Here is a 15,530-nt window from a genome sequence, read left to right as displayed (position 1 = left end):
CCTCGCGGCCGCCGGTCCCCACTCGCCGCGAGGACGCCATGACCGCCGAATCCCTGTTCGCCGAGTGCATCATCCCCGGATGCAAACAGCCCGTCACCGACGAACTCACCCCCTGCCAGACCTGCCGCGCGATCTTCGGACCCATGCTGCACGAAGCCGACCGACCCCCGAGCTACACCGCCGCCGACCTCGCAGAACGAGACGCAGGCACCGCCGCCGCCTACCGCATGATGCGCGCACTACCCACCGCGGCCCAGCACAACGACCTGGACACCGAGCGAGAACGCCGCACAGCCGAACACGAAAAAGCCGCAGCGCAGGAACGCGGCGAAGCCGAAAAAGCCAACCAGACCTGCTGGCTCTGCGAAGAACGACGAACCTGCCTTCTCCGCCCCCAAGGGTGGGAATGCCGACAGTGCCGCGAGATCCGCTGACACACGGCCCGAGCCGGACGCCCCTCACGGCCCCGGCTCGGGCCGCCGCCATATCCGCCCCACCCGTACGGTCTGCCACCACCGCGAGGCCGGCCGAGAACCGAACCCGAAGGAGCGGCTGCGCCGCACAGACCCCACCGCCGACCACGAGCCCGACGCGAATCCCAGCGGCCCCCTGTGCACGACCCCCACCGATAGTGTTGGATGTTGGCTAGCGTCACGCACCAGCCGACAGGACTGGAAACCCCGCGAACGCAACCAGATTCAACCCACCACCCCCACCTCAGTGGCAGCGGTGGCCGACGGCCAGGGCATCGAGCCCTGGCCGTCGCCGTTCCATCCACCACTGACATGAAAACCGCACCTGAACAGATGCAACACCACCCAGTCCGCAACAGTCACGAAACCGCCATCCGATAAGAACCAGAAAAGCACGCTTTATGAATCAGAAGTGATGTATTATTGCATCAGGAAAGGGAGGTCATGAGTTCGAAAATCATTCTGATCGGCAACGAAAAGGGCGGGGTGGGCAAGACCACCACCGTGCTCAACGTCGGTGAAGCCCTCGCCCGCGCCGGCGAAAAGGTGCTCCTGGTCGACCTTGATCCCTCCGGCAACCTCACCCACACCCTCACCAAGTTGCAGCCCGACCTCCGCGCCGCAGCGAAGGTGACCGCCGATCACATCGTCGATATAGACCCGGAGACCCGAAAGCCCGCTGCCGAGGCGATCCTCGATGCAATACGCCCCGGCGTCGATCTCATCGCCGCCCCTGCGAACGCGGCCCACCTCATCGCCGCCGAGAAGAACATCACCAACGATCCCATCGAAGGCCCCCACGTCCTGCGGGAATCACTCGAGCCGATCCGTGACCGCTACGACTACATCCTCATCGACTGCTCCCCCACGCGAAATGCCCTCGAGATGTGCGCGCTCGTGGCCGCTGACCAGCTCATCGTCCTCAACGAGGCGCATGACTTCAGCATCGCGGCCATGCAGGGCGTGACCTCGTACGCCCAGAGCATCAAGAAGCGGCACAACAGCACTCTGTGGGTCCGCGGCACCATCCTCAACAAGGTGCAGTCCGGAACGGTCCTCGCTCGCGCCTGGACCACCCAATTCACCGAGGCCGGCATCCCCGTCCTCGGCAGCGTCCGATCCGCCGAGCCGATCAAGAGGGCCGTCAACGACGGAGTATCCCTCGCCGACACGAAGGACGGTTGGCGTCACGCCTTGGTCTATGACGACCTGGCCACCACCATTACCCAAAGGAAGAAGTCATGAGCGACATCCGCAGCATGTTCGACGCCGAAGCTCCCGACGAGAACGTCCCGGCACGGTCCGCAGCACCGAAGAAGATCGTGCAGCAACCCACCTTGACCCGGCGCACGTTCACCCTCGCCGAATCCGTCATCGACGCTGCGACCAACGCTCAAAAGGGTCTGCGCGGTGTCTACCCCGGCGCACACGGCAGTCTCAACAGCTTCATCGAGGCCGCCATCGCCGAGTACACCCACAAGCTCGAAGAGGAATACAACGGCGGCGAGCCCTTCCCCGAGGTGGAGAAGGTGCGCCGGCGCAAAGCCCGCGGCAGCAAGAACGACAGCACCGACGAGGACTGACCGCACCACAGTCCAACCGTTGAAGGCTCCGACCTCCTGGTCGGGGCCTTCGGTCTATGCGGGCCTCGTGTACAGGCACAGAAACCCCCGGCCCGACCCACATCGCTCTACCGATCCCCGGGGGCTCCGCCCCCGGACCCCTGCCCCTCCCTCCCAAGGTTCCCGCTGCTCCGCGTGCACCGCGCCCGGTCGCCACACCACGGCCCTACCGGACCCGCCGACCACCGAGCAAGGGAAAACCCGCCCTTGCCCGGCAGTCACCGCGCCCGGTTCACCAGGGCCGCACCGACCGACCGAGGTACCCGCTCCACCACCGCCACCGAACCCCCGCTACACCCGCAAAACCGCAGGTCAGAGCCTAAAAACGTGTGACCAGCATCACCAGAAAAGCACCGGAAAAGCACCAATGAAACATCGAAAAAGCATCAAAACAGATGTAAACTAGAGGCATGAACAACAACGAGAACGACCATCGCTCCGCTGGCCTCCTGCTCGACGTCTACCGTGCCCACTGCCTCGGCGACTGCACCAACGGCGGTATCAGCGCCGCCGCCGACACTCTTCTTCTGGTCGGCGTCCTCGACGAGCGCCGCGCCCGCACGGGCCGCATCACGTCACTGCCGTCCGGCTGCACCCCCCACGGAGTGCGAAGCCACGTCGGCGGCCATAAGCAGATCAGCCCCACCGTCGCCGTACGGATTCGACGCCACGCCTTCATCGAAGGTAGCTATGCCGCTCTGGTCAGAGTCGAATGGAACGCCGACCGTCGTCGGTACGAACTCACCGAGTCGGGACGAGTGGTGATGTTCGGAGGCAACTATGCCGGAACCTCCGACTCGAGACTGGGCGAGCTGTCCGAACGGTATCTCGGCCACCGATCCATGATCCTGCCCATCCATGACCGCATAGAAGACTGAACCAACGGCCCCGCCCTGGCGGGGCCGTCTGCGTTTCACGGAAACCCCCAGCTCGGAGGGTAGAAAGTGTGACAATAGTCACCAAACAATCATCGAACAAGCACCAATAAAACATCGAAAAAGCATCAAAACAGATGTAAACTTGAGTTATGAACAACGGAAGCACCGCCGAATTCGCCACCGTCGACCCCGCTGACCTGCTCACCGACTCCAACATCCGCCATGACCTGCGCCTGACCGATGCCTTCCGCGAGTCGATCGCAGAGCAAGGAGTTCTGACCCCCATCACTGTGTGCCGCACCGCCGCCGGACCCCTGCGCGTGCTCACCGGCCACCGCCGCACCGCCGCAGCCCTCGAGGCCGGACTGACCCAGATCCCCGCCCTCATCGTCGGCGACGAAGGCGCTGGCACCGACGCCGCCGTCGAACGGCTCGTCACCCAGTGGAGCGAGAACGAACACCGCGCCGCGATCACCAACGGCGAACGCCTGGCCCTGTTCGAGACCCTGGCCGACCACGGACTGACCTCCACCAAGATCGCCCGTCGCACCAAGGCGCCCCGCACCGAGATCGAGGCGGCCCTGACCTTGCGCGACACCGAGCAGCGCGACGCTGTGCAACGAGGCGAGCTGACCATCGAACAAGCCGCCGCCCTCGCCGAGTTCGGCGACGATCCCGCCACCGTCCGCCGCATCGAGTGGGCCATCGCCAGCGGACGACTCGACCACGCACTCGCCGCCGAACGGTTGCGCCGCACCGAACGCAACGCCGCACTGGCCCGCGCCGAGGCGTACCTCGCAGAACACTCCATCGCCGCCGTGCCGCTTGGTGCTCTTCACGAGAGAGTGGGGGAGGGGACCAGCCAGCTGGTCGAGCGCGTCACCGACGAAGAAGGCAACACGCCCGCCATCGAAGAAGTCGCCGCCCTCGGACACCTCGGGCTGTACGTCTACAGCTGCACCACCTATTTCGACCGCGAGAGCGGCGACGAGATCGACGCGGACTACATCGTGGACGAGCTACCCGACGGCGATGCCCGCGAGGAATGGATGATTCCCCGCGAGAACGTCGTCGAAAACCACGAGACCACGCTGTACTGGCACGTCGTCAATATCGAAGACGCCCCTTGGCGCACCTGGTGGGGACACCCCCGCCCCGCCGAGTCCGAACAGGAACAAAGTGCCGAGGACCGCGCAGCCCAGCGGCGCGAAGTGATCGAGAACAACCGCGAATGGCGAGCCGCCACCGAGGTCCGCCGCAAGTGGATCGCCCAGCAGGCCACCCGCAAGACCGCACCCAAGGGCACCGCCTCATTCGTGGTAACAGTGCTGATGAAGTGGCCCCAGATCCCCGCCGCCTATCACGCCCGCACCCTGGCCGAACAGATGCTCCCCACGTCTGACACTCTCGCGAAGCTCGCAAGCGCCACCGACCCCCGCGCCCTGGTCCTGCTGCGCGCCCACATCCTCATCGCCCTCGAGTCCCAGGTCGGCGTCGAGCACTGGCGCAAGCCCACCGACCTGTCGCAGTTCTACCTGCGCGCCATCGAAGCCCAGGGCTACACCCTCGCCGACATCGAGCGCCGCGCCGCCGGACTCGACCCCCTCGACGAGCAGTAACGCCCCTTCCGGTGGGCGGTCGTATCGGCCGCCCACCGGGCCAGACCACTCGCCGGGTGCCGGCCCCCGGCACGCATGGCCGTCGACCGGGGCATCGAACCCCGGTCGACGGCTCCGGCACGGCCCTCACTTACTCATCACAAAAGAATCAAAAAACAACCACACAGTCATGTAAAACTCATCGAAAAGGCTTCACAAAGCATGTCAATTAAGCGACAATCGACGAGTACCTGGGGAAACCCCGTCAAGCCGAAGGAGCGCCGCAATGATCGTCTGGACCGTCACGCTGACCGCGCCCACCGTCGCGCACTCCGATTCTGGCTGCACCTTCACCCACGCGGCCGCCGCCTCCGACGCCGCCGAAGCAGCGCGCACGCTCGCGCTCGCCTACGGTGCGCCCGCCGGTAGCGCAGTCACCATCACCATCGACGGAAGCGTCATCGCTCGCGCCACCATCGGCCACTCGGCCATCGGCCACCCCGACCCGACTCCCGTGCTCGACATCGCCGACGCCCTCGACGAACGGATCAGCGCATGACCGTCACCGACCAGACCGATCTCGACCGCTACCTCAGCGCCGACGAGTTCGCGCCCCCAGACGCCGACACCGAAACCCTGCTGCTGTGCGCGCTGCTGTTCGCCACGCGCGCCGCAGCCGCCTACATCGTGGACCTGCTCACCACCGACGACTTCCACCAGCCACTCCACGCCGAACTGTTCGACGCCATCGCCGCACTGATGAACACCGGCCAACCCCACGACCCCGCAATGGTCCTGGCCCACCTCGAGCGCCACGGTCGGCTCGCCGGTCACCACGGCCGCCGACTCGCCTACGCCCTGACCACCGCCACCACCGCCGGCGCCGATCCCACCGCCGCGCCCTACTACGCCCATGCCGTCATCAGCGCCGCCTACCGCCGCAGCTTTCGCACCGCCGGAGCCACCATCACCGAAGCCGCCGAAACCCTGCCCGAAGCCGACCTGTTCGACCACATGGTCGCCATCGGCCGTGTCCAGCGCGCCGCCGCCCGACGCCTCGAGCGTGTACGCGCCCGACTCGGGGGCGCGCCTACTGTCGGAGCCACAACGTGAACACACCAGTGGGGGAGGGGATCCGCGGCCGATCCCGCCCCACGTCCGAACCACACCACACCAACAGGGGAGACCATGACCGACATGGACGACGACACGACCGAAAACCCGTCCCTACGTGAACGACTCGCCCCCTTCGGCGAGGAGGTGACACGCGAGACCATCGCACAGCACATCCGCGCCGCTTGCGCGATGGCGGGCGACCTCGGCGGCGAAGATCCCCGAGACATCATCGAGCAGATCGAAGCCGGACTCACCCGCGAGGACATCCTCAACGAGTTCCGACGCGGGGAGCGCCCCGAGAAATGACCGCCTCGTCGCTCCCGATCGAGGGCTACATCCCCGGAACCGACACGCGAGTGAACCTTCTCGGCATCACCGACACCCCAACACTCGACAGAATCGAAAAACGCCTGTTCACGCAGGCGATGTACGAATTCACGGACGTTCCCTCGCCGAGCACCTTCACCGGAGAGTTCCTACGCGAGATACACCGGCGAGCCTTCGACGGCCTGTACGACTGGGCCGGCCAGTACAAAACGGTGCCCACCACCCAGGGCAATCTGCCGATCGCCCACTCGAGCCCCGAGGACACCACCGCCGACGTCGACGAACTGTTCGCCGATCTCGCCGCCGAGAACAACCTGACCGGACTCGACCACCACACCTTCGTCACCCGTCTGGCCGATTACTGGTCACGCTTGACGGAGATTCATCCCTTCCCGGACGGGAACTCTCGGACGCAGTACGAGCTGTTCCGCCGCATCGCAGACCGGGCCGGATGGCAGATCGACACCGCACGTGTCGACCTCGCTGCCCTATCGGCGGCCCGCTACATCACCGCCGAGACCGGAGATCCCAGACTGCTCGCCGACGTTCTCGCCCCGGCGGTCGTACCGAACATCGGATACGTCCCTGCCCAGCCCGCCCCAGGTCGACCAGTGCTGTCTTTGACCACACATATGACGATGCTGCGCGACTACGACCGTGATCGCAGCGGCCCCTACACGGCCTTCCAGACCTTCCGGGAGATCCCCCGCGAGCGATCCTTGAGCGGAGCCGAACTCGACAACGCTCACGCCCTGGTCCGCATCGGCCTGAACCTGGCCGAACGCACCGACTACGGTCCCGAACACGATGCCGCCGTACGCCGAATCCTCGAGGGCACCTCCACTTTCGCCGCCGAACGCGCCGCCGCAGCACTTCCCGAGCCGAACCACCGCTACAAGGACCTGTTCGACCCGGCAGCAGGCAAGAACACCATGCGCTACGACACCGGAGCCCATGATCACAAGCGGCTGCGCCGCGCTGAACCCTGAACAACCACCGAGAGGGATACGTCAGCCGTGCAGTGGCCTGTACGAATCTGCTCCACAGACCGCTAAGTGAATACCGCGGCAGACAGAAATGAAGAAAAAACCGAATCGGTACAACAGTCAGCTACCGCCGCCGACCTTCCAGCGTGGACAGCAGAACGAGCTTCGTGCCCATCAGATCGAACGCCGCTTCACTGTCGCCGGCGACGAGAAGTTCCCGCTCACGGGCATGTAGTGCCGCAATCGCGGTCTCGAGCTCATCGTCGGTCATCGCATCGGCGGCATCGCCGATGGCTCGCGTCCTGTCCTCCACACGCCGAGGGTAGCCACGGTGTCGTCCGGTGTACGCGCAGCCCAGCAGTGAAAAGGCGATGGTCCCCGGCGGGGTGGCGCCGGGGACCATCCTTCGACCCGTCAGGGAATCACTCACCTGTCGGGGAACTCGGGTGATTGCAGCGGTCACCGTATCGGACGGGCGGATCGCCCGCCAAACAGGTGAAGCGGAAGCGACCGGCAGGGAAGGAACTCTCGGAGTCAGTCCTCGACAGGCACGAGATCGGTGATGCGCGCCAGCCACGGATATGTGAGCGGGCTGTCGGCGTTGACCTCGATCCTCGCCATGCCGGTGTCCTTGTCGATGTCTTTGACGGTGAACACGAACGCGCCGCGTGTGCTGACCTTCACCTGATCGCCGGGCTTGATGGTGGTGCTGTCTCCGATCGACACGACAGAACGGGACGTGTCGTTTTCCCATTTCACACCGCAATTTTAGCGAAGCTAATTTTCTGGATCCTGGCGGGTCGCCCCGCCTGCGATCTGGCTGGCTCACTCGCCTGACGAGTCGGGCCGCGGCTGCCCCTGCGTCTGTCTCGGTGGCCACTGCACTCCGGAGAACGGCGGCCCCGTATGGGGCGGAACGAAGATTTCCGCATCGCAGACGATGCACAGATAGGTGCGATGTCCGGTGGCTCCCGAGGGGCGCAGCGCCGTCGCGCAGGTGCACGGTGTCCATCCCACGACCACCCGGTGCGGTCCCAGCCGGTGCCCGTTCGTTATCTCACCCCTACGTCGGTTTTTGCTGGCCAGCGGGCTGTGGGGTGTCAGTTGCTGTGGATACTGTGCCCATTCGCTGTGCTGCCTGAGGACACTCGAGGAAATCAATGCTGTGCGGCGAGGGTTTCAGCGAGGTCGGCCGGCACCGTCATCCGGGTCATCAGCCCGGCACGGGTACGACCGGTGTTGCCCTCGGGGTAACGGCCCAGCGTGGACCCGGGAGACGCGACGATGACCCGCACTACCTGACCGAGAGCTTCACGACGGTCACGCTGGCGCAGAGCAAGACCGAGCATGGCGAGGTGGTTGCGGGTGTGCGGCCACGGGTAGGGCTGGGACAGGATGTGCGCACGCTCGAGGTGCGCCCACCGCTCGCTGTCCACGGACGTGGCGCGGGCGGCCGCCATCTCGGCGGTGTAGGCGGCGTGGACGATCGTGGACATCGCGGTCATAGTGCGGACTCCTTGGATTCAGTGCGAGCATCGACGACACCGGACACGAGCAGCAGTCGCCACGGCGGCCGCACTCTCGCGATCGGTGTACCGGTCATGCGCTGGCCGTAGACGCCGACATTGGTTTGGGCATGCCCGGCGTCGGGCCGGCGAGGGCGCGGGCGCGGCCGGCGCGGACCCCGTTGGCGATCACGATGATCTCGGCGACCTCGTGAACCAGGACGACGGCGGCCAGCCCGAGCACCCCGAACAACGCGAGGGGGATCAGGACGGTGATGATCGCCAGCGACAGGCCGACGTTCTGCAACATGATCGTCCGGGAGCGTCGGGCATGCTGCAGGGCTTGGGGCAGGTGCCGCAGGTCCTCACCCATCAGGGCGACATCGGCGGTTTCGATGGCGACGTCGGTGCCCATCGCGCCCATCGCGATCCCCAGATCGGCGGTGGCCAGGGCCGGGGCGTCGTTGACGCCGTCGCCGACCATCGCCGTCGGCCGCGTACCGCGGAGGGTGTCGATGATGCGGGCCTTGTCCTCCGGACGCAGATCGGCATGGACCTCGTCGATGCCGACGTCGGCGGCCAACGCTCGTGCGGTGCGCTCGTTGTCGCCGGTGAGCATCGCCACGGTGTAGCCGTCGCGGCGCAGCCCCGCAACGACGTCGCGGGCTTCGGGGCGCAGTTCGTCGCGCACCGCGATCGCGCCGATCAGGGTGCCGTCCCGTTCGATGAGCACCGCGGTGGCTCCGGCGTGCTGCATCCGCTCGATATCGGCGGCCAGGGGGCCCGGGTCGATCCAGCCCGGCCGGCCCAGGCGAGCGGGGATGCCGCCGACGTGTCCGGTCAGTCCGGCGCCGGGGACCGCGTCGACGTCCCCGGCCGGGGTGTAGTCGTCGACGGCGGCGAGGATCGCTGCGGCGAGGGGATGTTCGCTGCGGGCCTCGAGTGCCGCTGCAAGGTTCAGGACGTCGGCGCGGGTGGCGCCGCCGGTGGTGGCGACGTCGATGACCTCGGGTCGGTTGCGGGTCAGGGTGCCCGTCTTGTCCAGCGCAACGGTGCGGATCCGGCCCAACGCTTCGAGGGCGGCACCGCCCTTGACCAGGACACCGAGCTTGGAGGCGGCGCCGATCGCGGCGACCACGGTCACCGGGATCGCAATCGCCAGCGCACACGGGGAGGCGGCGACCAGCACGACCAGGGCGCGTTCGATCCACACCAGCGGATCGCCGAACACGCTGCCGATCGCGGCGATCAGCGCCGCGGCGACCATCACCCCCGGGACCAGGGGCTTGGCGATCGTGTCGGCCAGACGCTGGGCCTCGCCCTTACGGGATTGCTCGGCCTCGACGATCTTGACGATCTTGGCCAGCGAGTTATCCTGCGCGCCGGCGGTGACCTCGACCTCGAGCACGCCGGTGCCGTTGATCGATCCGGCGAACACCTCATCACCCGGTCCGGCCTCGACCGGCACCGATTCCCCGGTGATCGCGGAGGTGTCCAGGGCGGTGCGGCCGGTGCGGATGGTGCCGTCGGTGGCGAGCCGCTCCCCGGGCTTGACGATCATGATCTCCCCGAGCCTCAACTCCGCGGGGGCGACGGTCTGTTCACGGCCGCCGCGGAGGACGGTGGCGGTGTCGGGCACCAGATTCAGCAGGGCGCGCAAGCCGCGGCGGGTGCGGGTGACCGCGTACTCTTCGAGGCCCTCACTGATGGCGAACAGGAACGCGAGCATCGCGGCCTCGCCGACCTCGCCGAGCAGCACGGCGCCGACGGCGGCGATGGTCATCAGGGTGCCGACGCCGATCTTGCCCTTGGCCAGCCGCTTCAGGGTGGAGGGGACGAAGGTGTAGCCGGCGACGATCAGCGCCACCGCCTCGAAGCCCGTCCCGAGAGCGTCGGGCCCACCGATCAGGTGGACGATCAGGGCCGCAATCAGCAGCACACCGGCCACTGCGGCGGCCCGGATCTCGGTGACCTGCCACCACTTGTCCGGCTCGTGCTCGTCCTCGCCTTCGACGCGGGGTTCGTCGTGGCCGCACCCGCAGGCGTCGCTCATGCCGTCACCCCGGTGTCGGTGCCGGTGCCGTAGTTCGGGCACAACGCGACGGCGTTGCCGGTGGCGGCCAAGAGGGTTTCGGCCGAGGCCAGCAGATCGAGCAGTTCCGGTCGGGTCAGCGAGTAGAACACCTGCCGGCCCTGCGGCCGGCCCTGCACCAGGCCGCAGTCCCGCAGGCACGCCACGTGCGCCGACACTGTCGACTGTGCCAATCCCAGCTCGCCGACCAGGTCCGCTACTCGGGCTTCCCCGCCGGCGAGGCTGCGCACGATCGCCAGTCGGGTGCCGTCGGAGAGGCTGTGGAACAACGCCACCGCCGCATCGAGATTCGATTCGGTGCCCGCTGCGGCGAGGCACCCATCCACACTATTAATCGCCATACGGCGATAATAACCGCTAACCAACGATGAATGAAAACCGTCTCGTCAGCGTCGCTACCGCGGTCTCTGATGGGCCGACAACGGGTGAGTCGTCACACCCTCCGGCCGTGGAGCGGGACCGTCCCGTCCGCACAATTCTGGTGCGCGAGGTCCTCGGCGTGTGCTCGTCGGGATGCAGCGAGGTCCTCGCGAAGTTCCGCGAGGAGGTTGTCTTGTTGAAGCACTTGGTGCCGTAGTGCGATGTTTTCAGCGGCAAGCCGGTCATGATCCGCTTGTAGGCGTTGGTGATCGCCGATATCGATGGTCGAGTGAGCGAGTGCGTCACCGAGATAATGCTGCCGCTGTCTTTGTAATTCCTGGATCGTGGACCGCAAGTGCGCCATGGCGGATTTCTGGTCGGAGATCTTGGCGGCGAACGTCTGGTTCTGGGCGCGGAGTCCGTCGATGCTCGCGTTTTCCGAGGGGATCGACGTCGTGTTGTGTGGAAGTTCCCGTGCGGCAGCGTCGATGAGCTGGCGTAGGTCGGGATGGGCGTAGATGAATTCGCGGGAGACGCCCGCGTGCCTGGCGACGATCGATTTGGTGATTCGACCCCGCGGGCTCTCGCGAAGCTCGGCGACGGCGTCGAGGACCGCCTGCGTCTTCTGCTTGCTTCTGGCGGAGTTGTAGTGGATCAAACCGGCGATCGCCGCGGTGGTGGTCATGGCTGGTCGACTGCTTTCAGGTGGTAGCGAAGGTCGATTCGTCGTGCGGAGGTGGCGCGGCGTCGGATATCGGCCATGCTGTCGAGCGCCACCCGGATCGCCGCGCCCTCCTCGGGAGGGAGGGTGGAAAGGTAGTCGTCGATCGCGTTGATAATGTTGGTGCAGTGGTCAATTCGGGCTCTATAGTGATCGAGCATGTGCTGGGGAGTTCCGATAACCGACGCCCGCTCGAGGTGTACCTTCAGGTCGACCCGTTTGGCGATCATGCCATCGCGTTCGAGGGGATCGACCCGGAAGAACGGGCAGGCTTCGCACGCGTGGGCGAGCATGCACCCATCGCCGCCCAACGCGACATTCTGTGGTTCTTCGCAGTGTCCGAGGGCGACGGCAACTCGAGTGAAGCCATCGCGCTCGGGATTGACGTCGACGACGCGGCCGAAGGAATCGATTCTCCGGGGCGGGATGGCTGCGAGTGCCTTCTTGCGGCGTTTGGCGCCGACCTCGTAGTACATCATCGTCGTGGTGAACGACTTGTGACCCATGAGCGCCTGCAGCACGTCGGGGGGTGTCGTGCTTCGGCCGTCCGCATCCACCGCGTCGGCGTAACGCTGCGCGTAGGCGTGCCGCAGGGCATAAGCATCGATGGTCCGCAGGTCGTAGTCGATCAGGTTTCCGTCGGCACCTTCGACCCGGCCGGGGTACGGCGCATGCTCGAGCACCGCGGTCACAAGCTCCCGCAGTCGGGACAGCAAATGCCCGGTCCCGTAGGGGTCGTCCCGATGTCGATACCTGCTCGACGGGAACAGCCACTGCGATTCGATCCCGCACTCACTTTTGACCTTTTGCCACTGCCGGATCAAGTCATGGGTCTCACGGTGGATGGGCAACCTTTTTCCCGCGCTCCGGGGTGCCTTGATGCGCTCCCACTCGAGAAAAGGGTGTCCGGACGAGTCGAAGGACAGACAGTCATCGCGCAGATGCAAGAGCTCGACGGGCCGGCGGCCGCAGCGTTCGAGCAGAAACAGCAAGGCCCGCGCCTCCATGGTCCGGTAATCGGTGTCGCGCTCGACGAGGTGGAGATGGTCCATAAGCCAATCCACGACTGGCTGGGGTACGAACCGGAAAGGCTCGTCGTCGTCGCGTCCGGTACCGCTGCGCGGTTTCGGCCTGTGCGTCGTGCGGTTTCGACCGAACCGTGAGGGGATGTTCTTCCAAATGTGCTCGAGGTCGTCCACCCGATGCCCGTACTCGATGAGCGTCCAGAGCATCGTCATCCGGCGTCGTTGCTCGGTCGCGGAGGGCCATTTCGCGGTGATCGCTCGGACGATGGCGTCGATGTCAGTCGCGCTCAGCCGTGACGGCGGTTTGTCGTGCACACTCAGCACCCGATCGGCGAGACGCCATGCCCCGAGCATCCGCGAAATGGTGGTGGTGTGGGTGCGGGTGTTCCACATCCAGTGAGCCACACTCTCCACAATCCAGTTCTGGGTGAAGCCGTTCAGATCCGCCACAGCCTTCGGGCCCGGCCGATGGTGATCTGTGAGATCGAGGTCGACGAAGTGGATCAACCTCGGATCCCGATCGTCACGTCCGGACCACACGCGGTGTTCTGCTTCGATCCGGCGGACGCAGTCAGCGGCCAACACCCGCACAGCTCGTGTGGACGTGGTGAGTTCAGCGACCTGGAGCGGATCCGAGCCGATGAGAGTGCTCACCCCGCCGCGACGCAATGCGTGGTGCATATGTCGGAGGTGGACGGGGTCGAGGCTGGCTTTGGCGTCGGTGTCGCGCAGTTGCAGGGCGTAGACGAGCTCGAAACGGAGAGGCTCTTCCAACAAACCGAAGGGCACCGCACGCAACGTGGCCATGGTCCGGCCGGTCTGCTCGTCGATCGGTTCCGCGGAGCGCTGGATCCAGAGGTTCACATCCGCGGGTGGTGTCCGGCCGGCAGCGTTCCAGGTAGTGAGCCAGCACTGTGCCGCTGTTCGATGGTTCGAACATAACGTCGCGGTGACCTGGTCGTACCGGCAGCCGGGTATCGCGCATGATGGCGTCTTCTCCAGAATCGTCGGCCGGGTGAGTTCGATCCACTCCATGAGGCCGAGGTCGGCACCGTGCTTGTGGACAGAATTCTGGTAATGCCTGGCATGTGCGTAGCACAGGCCGGTTCGGCGGGTCGTGCGCTCGCATCCGACTAGGCACGTGCGTATGTCCCGACGCACGATCGGCGGAGAAGCACAGAACTCCTCCAACGACTGTCCCGAGGTCACGGCGTGCTCGGCGGTGCACGACGGGCAGAGTCGTACCCCGTCCACAACATGGAAGCAGCCCTCGCGCCAGCAGCGCCGCAACAGCGTCCGAGGATTGTCCGGGCTCGGAATCAGAATCAGCCGGCGATGGTCGTACTCGCCCGGTCGCCACTGCGTATCGATGTGGCTCAACAGGTGCTCGCGCCATGTCAGGACCGGTGGTGAACCGCTTTCTGTCCACAGCGAGAGCGCAGCACCGCCGCCGACGCCGATCAACGCGACGCTGTCATCGGCGGCGTGGGGCGGGGTGCCAGCGCCGAGGTAGCCGCTTTCATCGCAGTTTCGACATCGTGGGTGTAGATCCGGGTCGAGGTGATGCTGGCATGCCCGAGCAGCGATTGGACAACATCGATCGGTACCGGGTCGCAGTCGATCCCACGCAACAGCCGGGTGGCGAAAGTATGGCGCAGCATGTGCGGACCGCTCAGATCATGGCCGATAGCTCGTGAACACCGGTCCATCAGTCGTTTCACCGACTGGTAGCTCATCGCTCGTCCCAGCCAACGAGGCTCGGAGCGCACATTGACGAACACATGCGGACTCGAATCACGGACCGAGGCCGCCGAGAGGATCTCTCGACGCTCCAGGGCATAGTCGATGTAGGCCTCGACAACATCACGATGAACGAACAACGTTCGAGGCCGCCCTTTGGCGCGGGCCCGGTTCTCCACCGAGTTGCCGACACGCACGTGAAAGTGCGGGTCGACGTGATGGCAACCCAGCTGCCTCGAACCTCCACCGAAATGCAGATCGGCCACGAACAGCGACAACGCCTCGCCCACACGGATGCCTGTTGTGGACAGAAGATCGACCAGGAAGCGGTCTCGGGTGCCGAGTTCGAGATGGGTGAGAGCCGTGCGAGCATCCGCATCCGCGATCCATCGCGGCGTGGCTTCGGTCTCCGTCACGGACCGTAGAGAATCGACCAACACTCGACGGGTGACGCCGAATTCACCGCCCGCTCGAGTGCCGGGAGGAAAGTACTTGAGCTGCGTCATCCGCGCGATCAGATCGGTTTCCAGCAGCTCATGCGCATCGGCCCACTCATAGAACGAGCGCACAGCAATGACCCACAACTGGACGGTCGACGCTGCCCGAGTCACCGCCGGACCATTTGTTTTCCCCATAGGAGTGGCCGCGACGATCTGTCGCCACAACGCGATATGACTGAGCGTTGCCGTGCGCCAGTCCATCGTCTGGGCACACCAGGAGAGATATCCCGCGACCCGGCGTCCATACTCACGGGCAGTGAGGGGTGATCGCCCACTGTCGCTGAGGTACTGCAGCCACGCGGTGCCAGCCGGGTGCATGCGCCCGTCGCGATCGACGATCACAAATCGCTGCTCACCGGTCTGGGTATGGATCGCTGACGTCACGCTGTACGTCGGCTTCTCCGGCATGCGTCCGGACGCTACGGCAAACTGCTGATAGCCGGATGCATAACTGTCAGAACATGTCTCGGTCTCCCCTGCGCGGACAAGCGCTGACATCGACTACATAGGGGTACATAACGTTCGGGCACCGTTTCGGTGCGCGTTCGTAGGACACCACACCGCAGATTTTCGCACATGTGTTCGAC

The 15,530-nt window shown here is 65.7% G+C and carries 17 protein-coding genes; 9 read left to right on the top strand and 8 right to left on the bottom strand.

Annotation, left to right across the window (positions count from 1 at the left end):
• The first annotated feature begins 38 nt into the window (after positions 1–38).
• The 9 genes from ACQR3U_RS16550 (at position 39) to ACQR3U_RS16510 (ending at position 7,003) form a co-directional block, all read left to right on the top strand.
• Positions 39–434 (top strand): hypothetical protein, encoded by a 396-nt coding sequence (locus ACQR3U_RS16550; RefSeq protein WP_072816383.1) that lies wholly within the window; start codon positions 39–41, stop codon positions 432–434.
• A gap of 483 nt (positions 435–917) precedes the next feature.
• Positions 918–1,718: a ParA family protein gene (locus ACQR3U_RS16545; RefSeq protein ID WP_039585755.1), complete on the top strand. Its 801-nt coding sequence runs from the start codon at positions 918–920 to the stop codon at positions 1,716–1,718.
• Complete coding sequence (locus ACQR3U_RS16540) at positions 1,715–2,056, top strand: hypothetical protein (RefSeq protein ID WP_072816384.1); 342 nt, start codon at positions 1,715–1,717, stop codon at positions 2,054–2,056. The genes ACQR3U_RS16545 and ACQR3U_RS16540 overlap by 4 nt, the downstream gene beginning before the upstream one ends.
• A gap of 449 nt (positions 2,057–2,505) precedes the next feature.
• Entirely contained in the window at positions 2,506–2,973 is a 468-nt protein-coding gene (locus ACQR3U_RS16535; RefSeq protein ID WP_230810918.1) for a hypothetical protein, read from the top strand.
• 149 nt (positions 2,974–3,122) lie between these two features.
• Positions 3,123–4,592 (top strand): ParB/RepB/Spo0J family partition protein, encoded by a 1,470-nt coding sequence (locus ACQR3U_RS16530; RefSeq protein ID WP_230810917.1) that lies wholly within the window; start codon positions 3,123–3,125, stop codon positions 4,590–4,592.
• 265 nt (positions 4,593–4,857) lie between these two features.
• A complete protein-coding gene (locus tag ACQR3U_RS16525) occupies positions 4,858–5,130 on the top strand; it encodes a hypothetical protein (RefSeq protein ID WP_230810916.1) in 273 nt (90 codons plus the stop codon).
• The gene (locus ACQR3U_RS16520; RefSeq protein WP_230810915.1) at positions 5,127–5,684 is read left to right on the top strand and encodes a DnaB-like helicase N-terminal domain-containing protein; all 558 of its coding nucleotides are present in this window, start codon (positions 5,127–5,129) and stop codon (positions 5,682–5,684) included. Before ACQR3U_RS16525 ends, ACQR3U_RS16520 begins: the two co-directional genes overlap by 4 nt.
• 84 nt (positions 5,685–5,768) lie before the next feature.
• Positions 5,769–5,993 (top strand): hypothetical protein, encoded by a 225-nt coding sequence (locus ACQR3U_RS16515; protein WP_072815709.1) that lies wholly within the window; start codon positions 5,769–5,771, stop codon positions 5,991–5,993.
• Complete coding sequence (locus ACQR3U_RS16510) at positions 5,990–7,003, top strand: Fic/DOC family protein (RefSeq protein WP_230810914.1); 1,014 nt, start codon at positions 5,990–5,992, stop codon at positions 7,001–7,003. Before ACQR3U_RS16515 ends, ACQR3U_RS16510 begins: the two co-directional genes overlap by 4 nt.
• 121 nt (positions 7,004–7,124) lie before the next feature.
• On the opposite strand, the gene ACQR3U_RS16505 is transcribed toward ACQR3U_RS16510, so the two are convergent.
• The 8 genes from ACQR3U_RS16505 to ACQR3U_RS16470 all read right to left on the bottom strand — a co-directional run bounded on the left by ACQR3U_RS16505 (position 7,125) and on the right by ACQR3U_RS16470 (position 15,351).
• Positions 7,125–7,313, bottom strand: coding sequence for a hypothetical protein (locus tag ACQR3U_RS16505; RefSeq protein WP_230810913.1), 189 nt, complete (start codon positions 7,311–7,313; stop codon positions 7,125–7,127).
• Positions 7,314–7,534: 221 nt separating this feature from the next.
• Positions 7,535–7,726 carry a hypothetical protein gene (locus tag ACQR3U_RS16500; RefSeq protein ID WP_230810912.1) on the bottom strand — a complete coding sequence of 64 codons (192 nt, stop codon included), beginning with the start codon at positions 7,724–7,726 and terminating at the stop codon, positions 7,535–7,537.
• Between the two features lie 431 nt (positions 7,727–8,157).
• Positions 8,158–8,505 carry a DUF3703 domain-containing protein gene (locus ACQR3U_RS16495; protein ID WP_006554224.1) on the bottom strand — a complete coding sequence of 116 codons (348 nt, stop codon included), beginning with the start codon at positions 8,503–8,505 and terminating at the stop codon, positions 8,158–8,160.
• Between the two features lie 94 nt (positions 8,506–8,599).
• Positions 8,600–10,558, bottom strand: a complete 1,959-nt coding sequence (locus ACQR3U_RS16490; RefSeq protein WP_006947237.1) for a heavy metal translocating P-type ATPase — start codon at positions 10,556–10,558, stop codon at positions 8,600–8,602.
• Positions 10,555–10,938: an ArsR/SmtB family transcription factor gene (locus tag ACQR3U_RS16485; protein ID WP_072636221.1), complete on the bottom strand. Its 384-nt coding sequence runs from the start codon at positions 10,936–10,938 to the stop codon at positions 10,555–10,557. Before ACQR3U_RS16485 ends, ACQR3U_RS16490 begins: the two co-directional genes overlap by 4 nt.
• Before the next feature lie 92 nt (positions 10,939–11,030).
• Complete coding sequence (locus ACQR3U_RS16480; RefSeq protein ID WP_193904022.1) at positions 11,031–11,642, bottom strand: DUF6262 family protein; 612 nt, start codon at positions 11,640–11,642, stop codon at positions 11,031–11,033.
• Positions 11,639–14,167, bottom strand: coding sequence for a tyrosine-type recombinase/integrase (locus ACQR3U_RS16475; RefSeq protein ID WP_230810911.1), 2,529 nt, complete (start codon positions 14,165–14,167; stop codon positions 11,639–11,641). Before ACQR3U_RS16475 ends, ACQR3U_RS16480 begins: the two co-directional genes overlap by 4 nt.
• Positions 14,164–15,351, bottom strand: a complete 1,188-nt coding sequence (locus tag ACQR3U_RS16470) for a tyrosine-type recombinase/integrase (protein ID WP_061064897.1) — start codon at positions 15,349–15,351, stop codon at positions 14,164–14,166. The genes ACQR3U_RS16475 and ACQR3U_RS16470 overlap by 4 nt, the downstream gene beginning before the upstream one ends.
• Positions 15,352–15,530 lie beyond the last annotated feature (179 nt).

Origin of the sequence: Rhodococcus sp. IEGM1339 (genome assembly GCF_050321925.1) — a bacterium.
Lineage (GTDB): Bacteria > Actinomycetota > Actinomycetes > Mycobacteriales > Mycobacteriaceae > Rhodococcus > Rhodococcus pyridinivorans.
The sequence above is the reverse complement of the archived record's forward strand: the minus strand, read 5'-3'. Positions and strand labels throughout refer to the sequence as shown.